The 20,161-nt window shown below is 71.2% G+C and carries 16 protein-coding genes; 2 read left to right on the top strand and 14 right to left on the bottom strand.

From position 1 onward, the window contains the following. Positions 1 to 4: 4 nt before the first annotated feature. Positions 5 to 1,147, bottom strand: a complete 1,143-nt coding sequence (locus tag HP445_RS07250; protein WP_111029030.1) for an ABC transporter substrate-binding protein — start codon at positions 1,145 to 1,147, stop codon at positions 5 to 7. 184 nt (positions 1,148 to 1,331) lie between these two features. On the opposite strand from HP445_RS07250, the gene HP445_RS07245 reads away from it, so the two are divergent. Continuing rightward, positions 1,332 to 1,769 (top strand): YdeI/OmpD-associated family protein, encoded by a 438-nt coding sequence (locus HP445_RS07245; protein ID WP_128780509.1) that lies wholly within the window; start codon positions 1,332 to 1,334, stop codon positions 1,767 to 1,769. A 163-nt stretch (positions 1,770 to 1,932) separates the two neighbouring features. Here HP445_RS07245 and HP445_RS07240 read toward each other — a convergent pair whose 3' ends face one another. The 9 genes from HP445_RS07240 to HP445_RS07200 form a co-directional block, all read right to left on the bottom strand. Further along, positions 1,933 to 2,796: an NAD(P)H-hydrate dehydratase gene (locus tag HP445_RS07240; RefSeq protein ID WP_128780508.1), complete on the bottom strand. Its 864-nt coding sequence runs from the start codon at positions 2,794 to 2,796 to the stop codon at positions 1,933 to 1,935. Continuing rightward, the gene (locus HP445_RS07235) at positions 2,786 to 3,526 is read right to left on the bottom strand and encodes a histidine phosphatase family protein (RefSeq protein WP_128780507.1); all 741 of its coding nucleotides are present in this window, start codon (positions 3,524 to 3,526) and stop codon (positions 2,786 to 2,788) included. The genes HP445_RS07240 and HP445_RS07235 overlap by 11 nt, the downstream gene beginning before the upstream one ends. 119 nt (positions 3,527 to 3,645) lie before the next feature. Next, a complete protein-coding gene (locus tag HP445_RS07230; RefSeq protein ID WP_128780506.1) occupies positions 3,646 to 4,605 on the bottom strand; it encodes a hypothetical protein in 960 nt (319 codons plus the stop codon). A 306-nt stretch (positions 4,606 to 4,911) separates the two neighbouring features. Next, the gene (locus tag HP445_RS07225; RefSeq protein ID WP_128780505.1) at positions 4,912 to 7,959 is read right to left on the bottom strand and encodes an alpha-mannosidase; all 3,048 of its coding nucleotides are present in this window, start codon (positions 7,957 to 7,959) and stop codon (positions 4,912 to 4,914) included. 39 nt (positions 7,960 to 7,998) lie between these two features. Continuing rightward, a complete protein-coding gene (locus tag HP445_RS07220) occupies positions 7,999 to 8,892 on the bottom strand; it encodes a carbohydrate ABC transporter permease (protein ID WP_371830315.1) in 894 nt (297 codons plus the stop codon). A 5-nt stretch (positions 8,893 to 8,897) separates the two neighbouring features. Then, positions 8,898 to 9,848 (bottom strand): carbohydrate ABC transporter permease, encoded by a 951-nt coding sequence (locus HP445_RS07215; RefSeq protein ID WP_110894824.1) that lies wholly within the window; start codon positions 9,846 to 9,848, stop codon positions 8,898 to 8,900. A 107-nt stretch (positions 9,849 to 9,955) separates the two neighbouring features. Next, positions 9,956 to 11,314, bottom strand: coding sequence for an extracellular solute-binding protein (locus tag HP445_RS07210; protein ID WP_071404684.1), 1,359 nt, complete (start codon positions 11,312 to 11,314; stop codon positions 9,956 to 9,958). Positions 11,315 to 11,554: 240 nt separating this feature from the next. After that, positions 11,555 to 12,397, bottom strand: a complete 843-nt coding sequence (locus HP445_RS07205; RefSeq protein WP_128780504.1) for a PhzF family phenazine biosynthesis protein — start codon at positions 12,395 to 12,397, stop codon at positions 11,555 to 11,557. A 9-nt stretch (positions 12,398 to 12,406) separates the two neighbouring features. Continuing rightward, positions 12,407 to 12,961 carry a DUF805 domain-containing protein gene (locus HP445_RS07200; RefSeq protein ID WP_128780503.1) on the bottom strand — a complete coding sequence of 185 codons (555 nt, stop codon included), beginning with the start codon at positions 12,959 to 12,961 and terminating at the stop codon, positions 12,407 to 12,409. A gap of 147 nt (positions 12,962 to 13,108) precedes the next feature. On the opposite strand from HP445_RS07200, the gene HP445_RS07195 reads away from it, so the two are divergent. Next, positions 13,109 to 13,621 (top strand): hypothetical protein, encoded by a 513-nt coding sequence (locus HP445_RS07195; RefSeq protein ID WP_111024089.1) that lies wholly within the window; start codon positions 13,109 to 13,111, stop codon positions 13,619 to 13,621. 160 nt (positions 13,622 to 13,781) lie between these two features. On the opposite strand, the gene HP445_RS18900 is transcribed toward HP445_RS07195, so the two are convergent. The 4 genes from HP445_RS18900 to HP445_RS07175 all read right to left on the bottom strand — a co-directional run bounded on the left by HP445_RS18900 (position 13,782) and on the right by HP445_RS07175 (position 19,986). Continuing rightward, positions 13,782 to 16,199: a lamin tail domain-containing protein gene (locus HP445_RS18900; RefSeq protein ID WP_128780502.1), complete on the bottom strand. Its 2,418-nt coding sequence runs from the start codon at positions 16,197 to 16,199 to the stop codon at positions 13,782 to 13,784. A 268-nt stretch (positions 16,200 to 16,467) separates the two neighbouring features. Next, on the bottom strand, positions 16,468 to 17,433 hold the full coding sequence (locus tag HP445_RS07185) for a hypothetical protein (protein ID WP_175330794.1): 966 nt from the start codon (positions 17,431 to 17,433) through the stop codon (positions 16,468 to 16,470). A 108-nt stretch (positions 17,434 to 17,541) separates the two neighbouring features. Beyond that, entirely contained in the window at positions 17,542 to 18,864 is a 1,323-nt protein-coding gene (locus HP445_RS07180; RefSeq protein ID WP_128780501.1) for an ROK family transcriptional regulator, read from the bottom strand. Between the two features lie 69 nt (positions 18,865 to 18,933). After that, the gene (locus HP445_RS07175; protein WP_084740744.1) at positions 18,934 to 19,986 is read right to left on the bottom strand and encodes a LacI family DNA-binding transcriptional regulator; all 1,053 of its coding nucleotides are present in this window, start codon (positions 19,984 to 19,986) and stop codon (positions 18,934 to 18,936) included. Positions 19,987 to 20,161: the final 175 nt, after the last annotated feature.

Genomic DNA, 20,161 nt, shown 5'->3' with positions numbered 1-20,161 from the left:
CTGCTCAGGACCCCATCGTCGAGGACCACTTGGCCTTGAGCACCTTGGCGGCGTCGGCGACCTGCGCGTCGGTCAGCTCGACGTAGTCCTTCGGTGCGCCACCGGCGGCGTCGAGGGCGTCCTGGTCGACCTTGCCCGACTTCGTCAGCGCGGCGAGGGTGGAGGGGAAGGCGCCGGCCTGCAGGTACAGGTTCTGGACCTCGGGGCTGGCGATGTACTCCTCCCACAGGCGGGCGGCCGCGGGGTGCGGGGCGTCCTTGTTGATGGCCTGCGAGTAGTACGAGCCGAGCGCCTGCCCCTTCGGGACGACGGTCTTCCAGTCCTTGTTGCCACTCGCGCCCGCCGCCGGGCCCCAGGCCAGGTTGTTGTACGACCACTGGACGACGACCGGGGTCTCACCCGAGGCGACGGTGGCCTGCGTCGGCAGCACGTTCTGGAAGTTGCCGGCCTGCTTGAGCTTGCCGAAGAAGTCGACGCCCTTGGTGATGTCGTCGGCGGAGCCGCCGTTCTCCAGCGCCGCCAGGTACACCGCGGACGCGGCCTGGTTCGCCTGCGTCGGGTCGCCGCCGATCGAGACCTTGCCCTTGTACTCGGAGCCGAGCAGGTCCGTCATGTCCTTCGGGGCGTCGGAGATCTTCGACGAGTCGTACCCGATCGACATCAGGCCGGTGTAGTCGCGCGTCCAGGCGCCGTCCTCGTCCTTCAGGTTCGTGGGGATGTCGTCCCAGTTCGCGACCTTGTAGTCGGCGAACAGGTCGAGGTTCTCCTGCAGCACGGCGTTCCCGAGGTCGAGCACGTCGGGGGCGGTGGACTGGCCCTTCTGCGACTTGACCGCGGCGACCTCGTCGGCGCTCGAGCCGTTCGGGTTCGCGGAGTTGATCTTGATGCCGTACTTCTTGGTGAAGCCGTCGATGATCTTGCCGTAGTTGGCCCACGTCGGCGGGAGCGTGATGACGTTGAGCTGGCCCTCGGCCTTGGCGGCCTTGACCAGGGCGTCCATGCCGCCGGCGGACTCGGCGCTGGTGGTGGTCTTCCAGTCGGCGTCGCCCTTGCTCGTGCTGGCGGAGCTCGTCGAGGAGCATCCGGCGAGGGTGACGACTGCGGCGGCGGCCAGGGCGATGCCGGCCAGGGTGCGCTTGTGCTGCACGGGTGGGCCTTTCGGGTGGGGGAAGGTGCTGCGGGGACCGGGTGTCCGGGTTCTGCTCGATCGTGGACGCGGCCGGTTTCCGGCCCGTGCTCCGGTGGTGAACGACGGCGGAACAGCGGGTGCGGCTGTACGCTTTGCTCGTTCTGGGCGCAGGGTCGCGCCCAAACCAGGTCTGGAGGCACGGATGCGGTTCACGACGACGGTCCTGCAAGCACGGAAGACGGCGACCGGACTCCCCGTCCCGGAGTCCGTCATCGAGGCGCTCGGATCCGGCAAGCGCCCCGCGGTGGTCGTCACGATCAACCGGGGCTACACCTACCATTCCACCGTCGGGGTCATGGACGGGCAGTTCCTGGTGCCGCTGTCGGCCTCGCACCGTGAGGCAGCCGGGATCGCCGCCGGGGACACCGTCGAGGTCTCGCTCGAGGTCGACACCCTGCCCCGGACCGTCGACCTGCCGGAGGACCTGGCCGCCGCGCTGCAGGACGCCGGCGTGCGTGCGGCGTTCGACACGCTGTCGAACTCGCGGCAGCGGGCACTCGCCGACCCGGTCACGCAGGCGAAGGCCCCGGAGACCCGGGCCCGGCGGATCGAGAAGGCCGTGGAGTCCCTGCGGGGGTAGGGGTCGGGGGCGGGGGCGGGCGGGGTCGGGGCCTGGTCGAGGTCGGGCGGCCTGGTCGTTCCGGGCGTACCTGGTCGATTCGGGCGTACCTGGTCGGAAGTTCTCGGTAGGTACGCCCGGAAGCACCAGGTATCGCGGGCGTTCTGGGAAAGAACGGGCGGGCTCAGGCCCCGAGTTCGACCAGGACCCGCGGGATCTCGGTGACGAGTTCGCTCGCCAGGTACCCGAGCGGCCCGACCTGCACCGCGAGTCGGTCACCTGCGGCAGCGTGCACGTAGGACGCCCACGCCACGGCCTGTGCCGGATCGGCGCCGCGGGCGAACAGGCCGGTGACCGCGCCGGACAGCACGTCACCACTGCCGCTCGTCCCGAGACCGCCGGAGCCGGTGCCCTTGAGCCACGCCCGACCCTGCGGTGTGGCAATGGCGTCACCGAGGGCCACGACCGCTCCGAAGCGGTTCGCGATCGCCACGGCGTCGGCCACGTCGTCGTCGCTGCACTCCCGCCCGAGCAGGCGTTCGGCCTCGCCGGAGTTCGGCGTCATCACGAGCCGTCCACGCAGCGGTTCGAGGCGGTCCCGCACGTCGGCGGCCACCCCGAGGGCGAAGGCGTCGAGCACGACGGTGGTCTGCGGACCGACGACGTCGGCGAGTCCGGCCACGAGGTCACGCGAACCGTCCGGCTCGTCGAGCCCCGGCCCGACCAGCACGGCATCGGCGCTCGAGGCGCTGTCCGCGATGCCCTCGATCGCACCGACGGCGATGTGACCGTCCTGGTCCTCGTCGAGGGGTTCGACCCCGGACTCGGGCACGGCGACCGCGACCTCGTTCGCGACGCTCCGGCCGACCGCCAGGGTGAGGCGACCAGCGCCGACGCGGAGTGCGGCGAGCGCAGAGAGCATCGCGGCGCCGGGGGTCCGAGCGGCGCCGCCGATGATGAGCACCTGCCCGCGGCCGTACTTGCCGGCACCGGGTTCGGGCAGTGGCCAGTCCCGCAGGAAGTTCGGGGTGACGGGTTCAGTGGACATGTTCGTCGTCCTTCCGGCCGGTGTGCTCGGTGACCTCGTCGTCGTCCAGGTGTCCGACGGAGGAGAACTCCTCGAGCACCCACGGCGATCCGGCATCGTCACGACGGAGTCGGGTGAGGGAGGCGTTCGCGACGGCATGGGTCCGGGCGAACTCCATGAGTGCCGGCTCGTCGAGGTCGAGGCACACCGCGACGGCGAGCATCACCACGGCGTCGTGCGCGGCGATCACCAGGCGCTCGACACCGTCGACCCGCTCGAGGTCGCCCAGGAGCGACCTAAGCCGGAGCATCACGTCCGCCCACGACTCCCCGCCCGCCGGCCGGTGGTAGTACTTGCCGAGCCACTGTCGGCGGCGTTCCTCGTCCGGGTACCGGTTGCGGACGCCCTGCAGGGTCAGCAGGTCGAGGACGCCGAGTTCACGGTCGCGGAGGCGCTCGTCCACCCGCTTCTCGGGCTCGGCGATGCCGGCTGCCTCGAGCGCGATCGCGATGGTCTGCTGTGCGCGGAGGTACGGCGACACCCACAGTGCGACGGGGACGTCGTCGATCCCACGGTCGGCGAGCTCCTGGCCGAGGGCGCGAGACTGATCGGTGCCGAGCGGGCTGAGCGGGACGTCGGCGTCCCGGAACTCGACGTCGATCACGTCGTCGCCCGCGGCTTCGGCCCGAGCCGCTGCGACGTTCGCGACCGATTCGCCGTGACGGACGAGCCAGATCTCCTGCACTGCCATGCCGCCACGCTAGCCAGCGCGTGCTGTGCCGGTTCACCGGCGCCGGACGGTCACTCCGCGCGGCACCGGACGGTCACCCCGCGCGGCACCGGACGGTCACCCCGCGCGGCACCGAGCGGTCACCCCGTACGGAGCCGAGCGCTCCGGACCGGTCGGACGGCACACGGGAGCCCCGCCGCCCGGAGTCGCAGCGCCAGCGCATCGAGGTCGAACAGGTCTCGCCACTCGAGCCGGATGATCGTCCGCACACCCGGCACGGTGAGCAAGCGACCGTGCCGCCGCTTCTCGTCGAGGAACACCTCGGTCGGACTCCGGCCGCCCAGGTAGCGCTCCTGGGAGTACTTGGCCCGCCCGTCGATCTCGACGATGACCCCGTGGTCCGGGAACCAGAAGTCGACTGCGGACCGACGTCCGTCGACGACGAACTCCTGCTGCAGCAACGGGTCCGGAAGCCCGAGCTCCCGGAACACGACCCGCGCGAGCGACTCGGCCGGTGACCCGGAGCGAGCATCGGCCAGGTCGAGCACCTGCTGCGCCAGGGCTCGGGCGCGCGCCTTCGGAGGAACCGCTCGTCGGAGATCGGCGTCGTCGAACCCACGTCGCAGTGCGGCGTCCGCGATGACGACGCCCGCCCGCAGGTCGCCGGTCATCGCCACGTCGACGACGGTCCGGGGGACGGAGGTGACCGCGATCACACCGACCGTGGCCCGTTCGCCCCGGCCGACGGGTCTCGTGTGCAGGACCAGCTCGGCGCTCCGGCCCCGGTACATCGACTCGGGCACTGTCGCGTGCACCGGGACGTCCCACCCGCCGAGCGCCGGGAGACCGTGCAGGGCCGCGGCGGACAGGTGCGATGCCGTCGCCCGTGTGCCGAGCCGGCCGAGCCGCGCGAACACCCGGGTGACGTACCGCTGACGAGGCCCGGCGGCGTCCCACGCGACACCGTCGACGAAGGCGTTCGGTCCGACCCGGACCAGGCGGCCGACACCCTGGGTCCGGGTTCGGCGGCGCAGGGTGGTGGCGTCGAGGCCGGCCTCGTGCATGGCGGAGGCTCGGAGGATGGGCAGCGACTCGTTCATGCACGTGACGATGCCGGACCGACCATCCGTTCCGGAGGCCGATGTCGGGAACTGTGGACGGGCCTCCAGGCCTGGGCGGTTGTGGAGGGGAGACGTTCCTTCCCAGAACGCGCGCGATGCCAAATGGAATCGGGCATACCTGGCCAGAAGTTCCGACCAGGTACGCCCGATTCGACCAGCTACGCCCGATTCGGCCCGGCCCGCGCCCGCCCCCCCCCCCCGCACGCAACACGGCGCCGGACGGAACGCACCCGTGTCCCGTCCGGCGCCGCGGTCTCTCCCCGACCGAACGCCGGGCCCGCTGCCTCAGGCCCGACGCACGCGCAGCGTCACGATCTCGAACGGACGCAGGGTCAGCACGACCGGCTCCCCGGCCGACCACGAGCGCTCCAGCGGCCGCTCGAGCAGGTCGACCTGCGACACCGACGCAGCGTCGAACCCGCAGGCGACCCCGACGTCAGCCGCCCGGCCGCCGAGCCCCTCGTAGAGGCGCACGACGACGTCTCCGGAGCGGTCCTCGGCGAGCTTGACGGCCTCGACGAACACCTGCGGCGACGACACCGTGACGAGCGGCGCGACCTCGGCGGACCCGGGCACGCTCCGCACCGGCAGGTTCAGCCGGTACCCGGAGTCGGCGGCGTCGAGCACCGAGGCCCCGATCCGCAGCACCGTCCGGAACACGTGGTGCCCCTGGTCGGCGTTCGGGTCCGGGAACGTCGGCCCGCGCAGCAGCGACTCCCGCACGAGCGTGGTGATCCCGCCGTCCGGCCGGGTCTCGCGCGTGATGTCGTGACCGTAGGTCGAGTCGTTCGCCACCGCGACGCCGAACCCGGGCTCCGCGACGTGCACCCAACGGTGCGCCGAGGTCTCGAAGCGGGCGTGGTCCCACGAGGTGTTCTGGTGCGTCGGCCGGTCGATGTGCCCGAACTGGATCTCGCTCGAGGCCGACGATGCGAGCACGTCGATCGGGAACGCGAGCTTCAGCAGCTTCTGGTGCTCGTGCCAGTCGACCTCGGTCTCGACGGTCAGCTCCGGTTCGCCCTGCACGGCCGAGTAGCGCGTGGTGAGCGTCGACGATCCGAAGGACCGTTCCACCACGAGCTCGTCGCCCGCGATCGCGACCGACGATGCCGACAGCACCGTGCCGTTGCGCTGGTAGGCGCGGTCGATGTCCCACGCCTCCCACTGGTTCGGGGTGTCCCGGAAGACCGTGTACTCCGCCGCCGCAGCGCCTGGTGCGATCGCGTCGCGTCCGGTGGCGTGGTCGACGAACGAGACGACGTGGCCTGCAGCGTCGATGGTCGCGGTGACGACGCCGGTGTCGAAGACGAAGCGGTCGCCGCTCCGGACGGGAGGCACGGGTCGCGGCGCGTGGACGACCGAACCTGCCAGGGCGGTCACGTCCCCTGCCGCGACCGGCGAGGCGTTGAAGCGCACGACCGACGCGGTGTCGTCGGCTGCGCCGGCAGCGGCACCGATGACGGCTGCGCTCCCGCCTGCGGCGAGCGCCGTCGTCGCGCTCCCGATCAGCCCCTCGAGCACCTCGGCGACCCGGGCGTACTGCTCCTCGGCGTTCTCGTACACCCACGCGATCGAGGACCCGGGCAGGATGTCGTGGAACTGCTGCAGCAGGACGGTGTGCCAGGCGTCCTCGAGTTCGGCGTACGGGTACTCGCTGCCGAGCCGGACCGCCGCCGTCGCCGCCCAGAGCTCGGCTTCGCGCAGCAGGTGCTCGGAGCGGCGGTTGCCCTGCTTGGTGCGGATCTGCGACGTGTAGGTGCCGCGGTGGAACTCGAGGTACATCTCCCCCGACCAGACCCCGGGTGTCGGCAGCTCGGCTTCGAGCTGCTCGAACACCTGCGCCGGCGTGCCGAGTGTGACGTGGGGCGACCCGTCGAGGTCGTGCTGGCGGTGTGCGGCGCCGACCATCTCGCGAGTGGGACCGCCACCGCCGTCGCCGAAGCCGTACAGCAGCATCGAGGTGTTCGCGGTGCCGCGTTCCTTGTTGTTCCGTTCACCGCGGCGCAGGTCGGCGGGCGAGACGTCGGAGTTGTAGGTGTCGGCCGGGGGCAGGTGCGTCAGGACGCGCGAGCCGTCGATGCCCTCCCAGTGGAACGAGGTGTGCGGGATGACGTTCGTCTCGTTCCACGACGGCTTCTGGGTGACGAACCACTTCGACCCGGCGGCGCGGACGATCTGCGGCAGCGCGCCCGAGTAGCCGAACGAGTCGGGGAGCCAGGCCTCGGGGGTGTCGATGCCGAACTCCTCCAGGAAGAAGCGCTTGCCGGCGACGAACTGGCGGGCCAGGGCCTCACCGCCAGGCAGGTTGGTGTCCGACTCGACCCACATGCCGCCGACCGGGATCCACCGCCCTTCGGCGACGCGCTGCTTGATGCGGGTCCAGATGGACGGGTACTCGTCGCGGATCCAGGCGTACTGCTGGGCGGACGAGCAGGCGAAGGTGAAGTCGGGGTCGCGGTCCATCAGGTCGAGCACGTTCGAGAACGTCCGGGCGCACTTGCGCTTCGTCTCGCGCACGGGCCACAGCCAGGCGGAGTCGATGTGGGCGTGCCCGACGGCGATCGCGCGGTGAGCGGCGGGGCTGGCGGGGACGGCGAGCACGGGCGCCAGGACCTGACGGGCGTCCGCGGCGGTGCCGGCGACGTCGTCCGGGTCCAGGGCGTCGGCGGCGCGTTCGAGTGCCCGCAGGATGTCGGCGCCCCGGGTGCCGTCGGTGGGGAGCTCGGCCATCAGCCCGCGCAGCACCCAGAGGTCCTGCTGCAGTTCCCACACGGTGTCGTCCCGCTCGACGACCTCGAGGGCCTTCAGGCGGTAGATCGGGTCGTCACCGGCGGTGGAGCGCGAGCCGAGCGGCGTCGCGCCCTGGAACGAGTCACCGCCGATGTCCGGGTTCGCCCCGGCCTCGATCCAGAGCTCGAAGGACTCCCCCGGGCCGACCTCGAGCGGCACGGTGTCGTTCCGCGGCTCGATCGCCTTGATCGTGGAGCCGTCGGCGCGGAACGCGAGTCCCTCGGCCTGGAACCCGGGCTGCCGCTTGGTGAACCCCAGGTCGACGAGGAGTTCGGCGGTGGTCCCCGGCGCGGTGCCGAAGTCCGCCGGCACGGTCCCGGTCACCCGGAACCACGTCGTGCCCCACGGGCGTCCGCCCCAGTGCGACCCCACCGTGAACGGTGTGTACGTCTCGCCCACGGCGGCGTCGAACGGCACCGGCTCGCCCGGCACCTCCCACGCCTCGATCGTCACCGGCGCCGAGCGACGGAGGACGGCGGGATCGACGCGGTCGCGCACGAGGCGGGCGATCCGGGCCTCGACGAGCGGTTCGTCCTGGTGCATGTGCTTCCTTTCGAGAGTGTGCCGGCGTGGACCGGCGGATCAGCCCTTGATGCCGCCGGCGAGGGCGTTGCCGCCGCCGAGGCCTCGGGACACGATCACGTAGAGGGCGATGACGGGCACGGAGTAGACGATCGAGAACGCGGCGAGCTGGCCGTACGCCACCGCCCCGTTCTGCCCGAAGAAGTTGAAGATGCTCACCGCGGCGGGCACCTTCTCGGGCGAGAGCAGCAGGACGAACGGGACGAAGAAGTTCCCCCACGCCTGGATGAACACGAAGATGAACACGACCGCGATGCCCGGACGCATGAGCGGGATCACGATGCGGGTCAGGGTCGTGAGCATCGAGGCGCCGTCGGTCCACGCCGCCTCTTCCAGCGAGATCGGCACCGAGTCCATGAAGTTCTTCGCCATCCAGATCGCCATCGGCAGCGACGTGGCGGCGAGGAAGAAGATGCAGCCCCACACGTTGTCGATCAGGTTGAGCGACACGAACAGTGCGTAGACGGGCACCATCATCGCGGTGATCGGCAGGCCGGTGCCGAACAGGATGCTGTACAGGAACGGCTTGTTGACGCGCATCTTGTACCGGGACAGCGGGTACGCGGCGAGCAGGGCGAACACCACGGTGACGACCGCGGTGCCGCCGGAGAGCAGCAGGCTGTTCGCGAGCGGGATGAACGACAGCTCGGGGGTGAGCACCTTCGCGAAGTTGTCGAGCGTGAACTGCGAGGGCAGCTTCACCGACAGCGACGCCTGGGTGTCGAACGAGGCGAGCACGAGCCAGAGCAGCGGCACCGCGAAGCACACCGCGATGACGAGCAGCACGACGTTCGACACCCACCGCATGGTGCGGCCGCGCGGGGACGTCATGTGCATCGACCCCGGTGCGGTCACCGAGCGGGTCGTGGTCTGGTCGAGGGACGGGGCTGTCATGGTCATCAGTCCACCTCCGGCTTGAGTGCCCGGATGTAGATGATCGAGAAGACCGCCCCCACCACGAGCAGGATGGTCGCGATCGCCGTCCCGAAGCCGAGCTGCGAGAACTTGAACGCCTCCTGGTACGCCAGGATCGGCAGGGTCGACGAGTTCGTGCCCGGGCCGCCGCCGGTCATCACGAAGATCAGCGTGAAGACCGACAGGGTCTGCAGCGTCGTGAGCATGAGGTTCGTCGAGATGCTCCGGCGGATCACCGGGAGCGTGATGTAGACGAGCCGCTGCCAGCCGGTGGCCCCGTCGACCTCGGCGGACTCGGTGATCTCCTCGGGGACCTCCTGCACGGCGGCCGAGTAGACGAGCATCGAGAACGCGGTGCCGCGCCAGATGTTCGCCAGGATCACGGCGAGCATCGGGTACGTGTAGAGCCAGTTCGCGCCGGTGATCCCGATCGACGCGAGGAACGTGTTGAGCGTCCCCTCGTCGTTGAAGAACGCGTACGCCGCGAACGACGCCACGATCTCGGGCAGGACCCACGCGGCCACCACGAAGGTGCCGACGATCGCCCGGACGGCTTTGTTCGCCGAGCGCATGAGCAGGGCCAGTCCGAGGCCGAGCACGTTCTGTCCCACCACGGCCGAGGCCAGCAGGAAGACGACGGTCAGGATGACGGACTTCGGGAAGTCCGGGTCCTGGAACAGCTCGACGTAGTTCTGGAAGCCGACGAACTGCTGGTCGGCCGCGCTGGCACCGGTCAGGGCCGAGTTGGTGAACGACCCGTAGAACGACGAGATGACGGGGCCGAGCAGGAAGATGACGAGGAGGACCAGGGCGGGCAGGAGCGGGACCGCTCGTCCGACGTTCCGCAGTGGTCGCCGCTTGCGCGGCACGGGTGGATCGGTGCGCTTCGGCGCACCGGGCGCCGACAGCGTCGGCGCGAGGGGGGTGCTGGACACGATGGGTGCCTTCCGGGTGCGGAGGGGTTCCGAAGGTGGGGAAGAGCGGACGGGAGGCGCGGTGCGGGACCGCCCCGCGCCTCCAGTCCGTCAGTGGGTGACGTCCGTCAACCAGCGGAGACGGTGTTCTCCTTGCCGACCACCTGCGTGACGGCCTTGTCGTAGGCGGCAGCCGCGTCCTTCGGCGACTGCTGACCGGTCATGACCGCTTCCATCGCGACCTGGATCGCGTTGGACACCTGCGAGTAGTCACTCGTCGCCGGGCGGAAGTTGGTGTTCTCCACCAGCCCCGAGAAGAACTTGAACGTCGGGTTCGCCGCCGTGTAGGCCGGGTCGTCCGCGACGTCCTTGCGGACGGCGATCTGGCTGTTCTCGGTGTCGTACTTCAGCGAACCGTCCTTGTCGAGGAAGCTCGTGATGAAGTCGAACGCCGCCTGCGGGTTCTTCGACTTCGCGCCGACCGCCAGGGTCCAGCCGCCCGACATCGAGTTGTAGCCGGGAGCCTGCCCGTTCTGGGTCGGCATGGGTGCCTGGCCCATCACGTCGTTCCACTCGGGCCACGGCGCGGTGCCGGACTTCAGCCACGTGCCGGACTGCCACGAACCGTCCAGGTCGATCGCGAGCTTGCCCTTCGGCAGCCACGTCTGGGCGATGGTCGTGCCGACGTTCGTGTCGAGCGCCTGCTGCGGTGTCGGGCCGAGGCCGCCCTGGTAGACGTCCTTCACGAACTTGAGCGAGTCCTCGAACTGCTTCGAGCCGGTGACCCACTTCTTGTCCTTGTACAGGGTGTTGCCGGAGCCGTCGGCGCCGTACAGGAGCATCTCGAAGCCCTGCATGGTCGAGGCTTCGCCCTGCGCCTTGCCCGAGTAGATGTTGAACGGGATGACGTCGGGCTGCTTCTCCTTGATGGTCTTCGCCGCCGCGAGCACGTCGTCCCACGTCTTCGGCTTCCACGGGACGTCGAGCCCGGCCTTCTTGAAGATGTCCTTGTTGTACCAGAGGGCTCGGGTGTCGGTGCCCATCGGGACGCCGTAGATCTTGCCGTCGTCACCCTGCCCGGCCTGCTTGGCGTTGTCGAAGAACTGGTCCCACTCGTCCCACTTGTCCGTGTACTTGTCGAGTGGCAGCAGGTAGCCCGCCTCGGCATCGGCCTTGACGAGGAACGTGTCCTCGTACATGACGTCCGGGGCGGTGGCCGGCGCCTTGTTCATGAGCGCGAGCTTGGTGTAGTAGTCGTTGCCCTGTGCCTGGATGGGCACGAGGGTGACCTTCTTGCCGGGATTGTCCTTCTCGTACTGCTTCTTGACGACCTTCATCTGGGCGTCGAGCTGCTGGAAGGCACCGAACTTCTGGTACGCGATCTTGATCGTGTCGCTCGAGGCGGACCCCGAGCTCGAGCAGCCAGCCAGACCGACTGCGGCCACGGCCACAGCTGCGAGTCCGGCGATGATGCGGGTGCGTTTCATCGGTGCTCCTTTGCACGGGTGATGTCCGCGGGCACCATCGCCCGCGCGCAGGATTAGTCCACCGTATTGACTTAACCCTGTCAAGGAGTTTCTCGCGCGGATTCGGGCGTACCGGGTCGAATCGGGCGTACCGGGTGGAATCGGGCGTACCGGGCGGAATCGGGCGTACCGGGTCGGAAGTTTCGACCAGGTACGCCCGATTCCACTTCCCATCGCGTGCGTTCTGGGAAGGAACGTCCGTCAGGAGATCGGCGTCGCGCTCCCCGTCACCGTGATCCCGCCGGCCTCGGGCACGTCCACGAGCAGCAGACTCGGACGCCCGACGTGCCGCCCCTGCCGGATCGTGATGCGGTCGCCCGGCTGCACTGCACCGATCTGCCGCAGGTACGCCCCGGTGGACGCCGCTGCCGATCCCGTCGCCGGGTCCTCGGTGATGCGCCCGGCGGGGAACAGGTTGCGGGCCTCGTACTCCCGGTCGCCGGTGCGGTGCAGCACCGTGACCGTCCCCGCCCATCCGGCCTCGCGCTTGAGCTCGGCCAGGGCCCCCGGCGCGAACCGGAACTGGTGGAAGAGCTCAGGGTCGTGCAGCACGAGCACCGGGTGCCAGTTGCCGGCGAAGGACTCCAGCACCGGGAACCCCGGAGCGATGTCCGCCGCCTCGAGCCCGAGCAGGTCGAACAGCCGCACCAGCAGACCCGGCTCGATGTCCCGTGTCGCCGGCTCGACGCTCGTCATCGCGACCTGCACCGCTCCGTCCGCACCGACGGTCGCATCGAGCGCGACCTCGCCGGCCAGGGTCGTGAACACCCGGCGGCCCGGTCCCTCGCGCTCGGCCAGCGCGACGGCCAGGGCGACGGTGGCGTGCCCGCAGAACGGGACCTCGGCGCTCGGCGAGAAGTAGCGGACCCGCGGCCCGGTCGACGTCGCACCCACGACGAATGCGGTCTCGGGGTACCCGACCTGCCGGGCGACCGCGAGCATCTGGTCGTCGGACAGTCCGGCCGCGTCGAGCACGAGCCCGGCGGGGTTGCCACCGCCCGGCTCGGCGGCGAACGCGGTGTACCGGAGGATCTCCTGCTGCATGCCCCGACGCTACTGCGGTGTCACGACCGGGTGCGCGGGCCGATCACCGACGGGTGGCCCGGACTGCTGCGGCGCTGCGGGCGGCTCCGAGGGCAGCGCGAGGAACACGGCGAGCACGATGTAGCCGGCGGGCACGAAGGAGAGCAGGACCCACCACCCGGAGCGGTTCGTGTCGTGGAGCCGCCGCATCGCGATGGCGATCCAGGGCAGCAGCGACGCGAGCCCGACGACCACGAAGACGCCCAGTGCGACCTTGGCGAAGACCGGCAGCGACGTGAGCAGGAACCACCAGACCGGGAACGGGTTGAAGGACTGCATCGCCTGGTCGATGACGCGTGCCTCGTCCGGGCTCGGCATCGGCGGCGGCGTGGTGAAGAGTCCGACGCCGTACACGATGTTGATCGCAGCGGAGATGATCGCCCACCACAGCGCCCACCACCAGAACTCGGCACGAGCGGCACGACCGCGGAACACGACGTACCCCCGCCAGAACCGCGAGAACGAGGCGGGGAAGGTGGCCTGGTGCCAGGGGACCCCGACCGGTGGCTGCTGCGTCTGGTGCACCGAACCTGCTTACCGGGGCGACCTGGGCACTCCTGAGCACTCCTCGGCAGGCCCGGCGTACTGCGGTCCCCGGGTGGGGGTAACCCCCGACCACTTCCGGGTGCGCACGTGATGTTTCAGCGTCGCCTCCGTCGTGAGACTGGATCCATGAGCACCGACACGCGCCCCACCACCGCCCGCCGCACCCTCCGGATCGCCCTCGCCTCCACCGCCGCGGTGTCCGCCCTGCTGCTGACCGCCGGCTGCAGCGCGATTCAGGACATCGTGCCGAACAAGACCCCGCAGAAGCACTTCGACGCGTACTCCGACGCCCCGCGCTCCGGGGAGTCCGAGGACCTGGCCTTCTTCATGCCGAAGTGGGTGCCGGAGGACGCGAAGGACATCGACGTCCGCCTCCACGTCTCGCAGCCCGGGTACGTCATCGGGTTCGCGTCGAAGGACGGCGTCGACGTGGACGACTGCACCCCGCTCGACGAGTCGTACGGCGGCACGGCGATGACCGCCGACTTCCTGCCCGAGGAGCTCCCGACCAAGGGCCTCGTCACCTGCGGCGACGGCCGCGCGGTCACCGAGATCGACGGCCGCTGGTACGGCTGGACCACGAAGGACGCCATCCCCGGTCAGGACGACACCCAGACCATGCACGGGTCGGCGGACTGACCGCAGCCACCCACCGGCCTGGAGGCGCGTGGCGGCCCCGCCCCGCGCCTCCCGTCCGTCGCGCGGTCGCGCCCACCGCGCATGGTGAGCAGCAATGGTCGGGTCCGCTGTGCGAACCCGACCATTCCTGCTCACGAAGTGCGCCCGGGGGGCGTGGGGACTACTCCGCAGCGGCCGCGGTCCTGCGGCGACGCACGATCAGCACACCCGCACCCGCCGCGAGCAACAGGAACGCCACCAACGCACCGGCACCGAGGCCCACAGCGCCCGTGAATGCCAACTGCCCATCCGTGGTGATCGTGATCGGGGTCCACCCGATCAGCCTCCCGTCCGCAGCCGTCACCGCCAGACGATGCGCACCAGCCACCGTGTCCGCCGGGATCGTCACACGAACCGTCCCGTCAGCAGCAACCACGGCCGTGCCGATCAGCGTCGGCTCCGAGAACAACCACACGTTCACCGTGTCACCGGCCGAAGCAGTGCCGACCGTCACCGTGATCGTCTCCCCCGCACGAGCGGTCGCCGGAGCCGACACCCCACCACGGTTCGCCTCCGTCAACAACGACTCCGACGGCGCCACCGGAGCAACCGGGGCAGCCGAGGGACCCGGGGTCGGGACCGCGGTGGGCGTCCCACCCGGGTTCGGAACCGGGGTCGGCGTCGTGCCGCCGTCGCCCGGGGTCGGGGTCGGCGTGGGCTCCGTGCCCGGGCCGGTGTCGCCGCCCTCGCACGGGTACGTCCCCGTGCGGAGCGAGAACCCGTCCGTGTCGTTGTCGTCGGCGTAGAAGGTCGCGCGCTCCCCGTCGGTGCAGACGCCCGAGATCGCGAAGCCCTCGTTGGCGAGCGTGCGGTCGGTGGCCGAGGGCGCCTCGTACAGCGTCGAGGCGGTGAATGCCCCGTCGGTCACCTCGTACAGCGCGGTCCGACCCGAGCACACCTCGTCGCAGACCACCCAGAGCGCGTCGAGCGTCGGGTCGAACTGCACGTCGGCGACGACGGCGAGCGAGGTCGCGATCGTGGCGACCCGCGCCGAGGACCCGTCGTCCATCAGGGCGTAGGCGTACACGCTCGCGGTGCCCTCGACCCCGACGAAGAAGAGCCCCTCGCCGTGTCCGGCGTAGCTCGACGGTGCGTAGGCGGCGCCGGTGCGCTCGTCGGTGAAGCCGTGCGCGGTGAGCCAGGTGTCCGGGATCCAGGTGACGCCCTCGAGCCCGGCGTTCGCGCCGAGCCCGGGGAAGTCGGCGGCGAGGTTCCACTCGTCCGTGGCCCGCAGGGTGCCCTCGGAGCCGTCGGTCGTGGCGTAGCGCAGGACCGACGGGCGGCTCGTGCTCGACACGTCGTTGTTCCGCTCGGTCGACACGTAGACGGCACCGGGGTCGTCGCTCGTGACGGTCACGCCCTCGGCGTCCGGGGTGCCCGTGCCGTCGGCGTAGCGCAGGTCGGTGCCCTCGGCGTTCGAGGGCGCCCAGCCGCCCGCGCCGGCCGAGGTCAGGTGGTAGAGCAGGCCGTCGCCGTTCTGCACGGCCCAGAGCTGCCCGTCCCGCGAGCTCCCCGAGGTCGTCCAGTCGAGGCCGCTCAGGTCACCGGTGAAGGTGTCCTCGTCGTCGAGCACGGTCTCGTCCGGGCCGCCGGGCCAGGCCTCGGCGGTGACGACGCCGGCGAACCGGTTCGCCGCGCCCTTCGTGGGTGCTGCCGTCTCGGCGAAGTCGCCGGTGCCGTCGGGGTTGCGGCCGTACGTCGTGGCGGCGTGCGCCGTCCACGAGGTCGAGTCGACGACCGCACCGCGGGCGTCGAACAGCCGCGCGGAGTCCGCCTTGCCGAGTCCGAAGCCGAACGCCGCCTCGTCGAGGACGGTGAAGCCCCCGGCCGCGACGGTCGTGCCCGCGGGGATCGCGTACGTGTGGTCGTCCTCGCTGTCCCGCAGCACGTACCCGCCCAGGTCGACGGTGGTGCTGCCGGTGTTGGTCAGCTCCACCCAGTCGCCGGGGGTGCCGTCCTGCGACTCGACCTCGTTGATGCGCACGGGTGAGGAGCAGTCGTTCGCAGCGCCCTTGGTCGAGGCCGTGGTGTCCACGAGCGGTCCGACGCCGTCGGCGCAGCGACCGTAGGTGACACCCGCGTGGGTCGTCCAGGCGTACCGGAGCACCAGGTCGCCGGCGGGGTCGTACAGGCGCGCGGTGTCCGCACCGCCGAGCCCGAAGTCGAAGCCGGGGGCGGTCGCGGACAGCTGGTCGACGACGAAGTACCCGCCGGCGGCGATCGTCGAGCCGCTGGGCAGCACGTACGCGTCGTGCGAGTTGTCGGAGTCGAGGAACGCGTACCCGGTCAGGTCGATCGCGGTGCCCGAGGTGTTCTTGAGCTCGACCCAGTCGGTGTCGTCGGCGTTCGACTCGACCTCGTTGACGACGAGGCCGTTCGCCGCGACGGCACCGACGGCCGGGTCGTCGTCACCGACGGCGGCGAGGGCCGGGCTGGCGGTGACGACACCGGCGACGACGACCAGGGCGGTCGCGACGGCGGCGCCGATGCGGAGTGTTGGCGGGCGCAGGGTGGGCGGGCGCAGGACGGGAGCGCGCATGCAGGGTCCTTCTCGGGGGAGCGAGCGGGCGGAGACCTGCACGACTGTTCAGCATCCACGCGACCGGCCGGTGGCCGCGGGGTGAACGCACGGTGTCCCGGGTCGCGCCCGGCGCCCTGGACCCGCCGCGTGCGGACGGGAGGCGCGGGGCGGCCCCGCACCGCGCCTCCCGTCCGCCCTGCGGTCGCGCTCACCGCATCCGGTGCGCAGAAGACGTCGGGTCCGCACTGCGAACCCGACGTCTTCTGCACACTCGTTGCTCGAGGTGTCAGCGCTCGGTGACCTCCGAGAAGTCCGGCGTCCCGTCGGGCAGCGCGGGCAGGGGCGTGCCGTCGACGTAGCGGGGCCAGGCCAGGGCGCGGGAGGCCGACGGACGGGACGCGTAGCGACGCCCGTCGGACGCGACGACCGTCTCGGGCGCGGGACCGGGGGTGGAGGCGCGAGCGGGAGCGGGCGCAGGAGCGGGCGGCAGCGGCAGATCGGGTGCAGGAGCGGGTGCGGGAGCCGCGGGCGTCGGCGTCGCGCTCCACGCCGGCTGCTGCTCGGGAACCGGCCACGTCGCCGACGGCAGCGTGGCTCGCGGACGGAACAGGGCGTTGCTCAGGGGCACCACGACGGTCCCGAGCAGGTCGAGGATCACCACCACCCAGACGAGCCGCCAGTAGCCGCGGGCGTAGTCGACGTCCGGCGCGAGCAGCGGGATCGAGAGCAGCAGTGTGAGCAGGGCGATGACGCCGACGGTGGCCTTCGCGACGACCTGCAGGACGGGCGTCGGGTACCGCCGGTGGATCACGAGGAGCAGGTGGACGTGCAGGAGCGCCACCCGGGCGACGCCGACGAGCCAGATCCAGTGCCAGAAGTGCTCCAGGACGAACCAGATGCCGTCACCGGAGATGCCCGTCGGCACGATCCACACCTTGTACAGACCGGCGACGAGCAGGTACATCGACGTGGCGATGCTCGCGAACGCGAAGATCCCCGACCGCCTGGACGACACGTCGGCGTCGTACCAGGACAGCAGCGCGAAGACGACCACGACGACGATCGTCAGGAGCAGCTGGACCGCGACCATGCCGAAGTCGCCGAGGAGCACCGCGGCGATGCCGACCAGGCCCGCGGCGACGACCGCGCCGATGATCGTCCGGAACACGAGTGGACGCACCCTCGCCCACCGCGGGTCCATCGTGCCGTCCGTGCCGTCCTTGCCGCCCGCGCTGTCCGTGCTGTCCGTCATGTGTCCCCCGTCGATCCCGCACACCTGGCGGCTGCGTCGGATCGCAGCGTAGCGGGCCGGGGCGGAGTGCTCCGGCCGGGCAGGGCGCCGGGCGACGGCGCCGTGCCGTCAGCGCCGGATGAGCAGGGTGCTGGCCCGCGGCGAGAGCGCGGCGTCGAGTACCAGGCAGGCGGCACCCACGGCGGCGACGTCGGCACCGCGGTCGCTCTCCACCACCTGCACGGCGTGCTTCGGCACGAGCAGCGGCGACCCGACGATGGCGGTCCGCGCAGCCGGCAGGGCAGCGCTCGCGATGCGTGACCAGAACGGGCCGCCGAACACCACGCGGTCGATGTCGAGCAGGTTCACGATGAGGACGACGGCGTTGCCCATGACCGTACCGGCATCGGCCGCGAGCGTGACGGCGGTGTCGTCCCCGTCCGCGATGGCCGCGGCGAGCTCGTCCCACGCGGCGTTCACGGCGTCGACGTCGGCGGCGTCGGCGGCGTCCGTGGCATCGGCGGCGTCGGTGGCACCCGCGGCGTCTGCACCAGCATCTGCGTCGGCGACCGCGCCGCCGCCCGACAACGCCAGACCCCGCGACCGCGCGACCCGCACCAGCCGGTCCGGCGCGACGGCTGCACCGACCTCGCCGCGCGTGCCCGAGCCGTCCGGGGTGCCCGCGAGCGACCCCTGGTCGACCATGATGTGCCCGGCGTCACCCGCGTTCGACCCCACCCCGCGCACGGGTTCGTGGTCGACGACGAGCCCGACGCCGAACCCGGTGCCGAAGTACACGAACGCGAAGTTCCGGGCCGAGGACTCCCCCGCCAGGAACATCTCGCCGACCGCGGCTGCCGTGACGTCCTTCTCGAGCAGGACCGGGTAGCCGGTGGCCTCGGCGAGCGCATCGCGCAGCGGCACGTCCCGCCACCGGGGCAGGAACGGCGGGTCGACCACGATGCCGGCCTCGACGTCGATGGGTCCGGGGCTCGCGATCCCGACGCCGAGCACGCTGTCGACGGCCACCCCGGCGTCGGCGACGAGCCCGTCGACGGCCGAGGCGATGGTGCGCACCACCTCGGACGGGTCGTCGGCGGTGGGGGTCGAGGTGGTGGACGCGGCGACGACGGTGCCGGCGAGGTCGAGCAGCACGTAGGTGACGACGGCCGGGTCGACGTGCACGCCGACCGCGTACCGGCTGCCCGGTTCGAGCCGCAGGATGGTGCGGGGCTTGCCGCGGCCGGACACGACGGTGCCGGACTCGACGATCATGCCGGCCTCGATCAGGAACCGGGTGACGTTCGACACCGTCTGCGCGCTCAGTCCGGTGCGGGCGGCGAGTTCGACGCGACTCAGGCCGTCGGGCGAGCGGCGGACGGCGTCGAGGACCACGGTGCGGTTGAACCCGCCGATCGACGGGAGGTTCGCTCCGCGTCGATGCTCTGCCATGCCGCGACCATACCGCGACGCCGCTCGGGCACCCGCTCGCGTGGTCCGGTCAGAGCGCCCTGTCCTGGATCAGCCCGCCGGACGTCCGGTCGACGACCGCACCACGAGCGAGACCGGGAGCGTCGCGCCCTGCAGTGCCCCGTCGCCGATCGCCGCGAGCAGCCGCTCCACGGCCACGGTGCCCATCAGCGCGGTCGGTGAGTGCACGGTCGTCATGGGCGTGGGCAGCTGCGCCACGACCGAGATGTCGTTGTAGCCGACGATCGACAGGTCGTCGGGCACGCGGAGGCCGCGTTGCCGTGCGGCGCCCATCACGCCGATCGCCGCGGTGTCGTTGACGGCGAAGATCGCGGTCGGCGGGTCCGACAGCGAGAGCAGCGTGTGCGCGCCGACCACGCCTCCCTCGACCTCGAAGTCGCTGTGGACGACGAGCGCGTCGTCCACGGCGAGGTCCCGCTGCTCGTGCGCCAGGCGGAACCCGGCCACCCGCTCCACGGCGGTGCTGGCGTGGCGCGGACCCGCGATGACGCCGATGCGGCGGTGCCCCAGCGCGAGCAGGTGTTCCGTCGCCATCCGGCCGCCCTCGACGTCGTCACCGACCACGGCGGGCATCCAGTCCCCGGGGTGGCGGTTCGTCGCGATGACCGGCACGGGGAGGTCCATCAGCCGAGGGTTCGGGGACGACAGGTGGAGCGAGCTGACGATGAGGCCGTCGACCTGTCGGGAGAGCAGGAAGTCGACCGCGTCCAGTTGCGCTCCCATGTCGTCCGGGGGCGTCGTGAGCAACAGCTGGTACCCGGCAGATCGGGCGGCCGACTCGACGGACTGGCAGATCGTCGCGATGACCGTGTCGGCGAGCCGTGGCATCACGACGCCGATGGTGTTCGACCGCCGGGTCCGGAGCGATGCTGCGAGTCGGTTGGGGCGGTACCCGAGCTCGGCCGCCGCCGCGATCACCCGCTGCGCCGAGGCGCTCCACCCCTTGGTCGGCTCCGCCTGTCGGAGCACGCGCGACGCCGTCGAGATGTGCACGCCGGCGAGCGCGGCGATGGCCTGGAGGTTCACGTCACCACGACGATCCTGCTGACCGTGTCCGGCCGGGTCGTCGCTCGTACTGCCCATCCGTCGAGTCTAGGTGACAGATCGTCGTCACACCGGACGGCGCGAACGTTTGCGGGCGCCTCGCCCGACGACAGCCCGGACGAGCCGAAACACACTGGTTACACGGTTGGACGTCGATCGAAACAGTCGACTGTCAGGATTCCGGTCAATGCAAACGATTGCACGAATTGCAGCA

The sequence above is a fragment of the Curtobacterium flaccumfaciens genome (assembly GCF_013359815.1).
Taxonomy (GTDB): Bacteria; Actinomycetota; Actinomycetes; order Actinomycetales; family Microbacteriaceae; genus Curtobacterium; species Curtobacterium flaccumfaciens.
The sequence above is the reverse complement of the archived record's forward strand: the minus strand, read 5'-3'. Positions and strand labels throughout refer to the sequence as shown.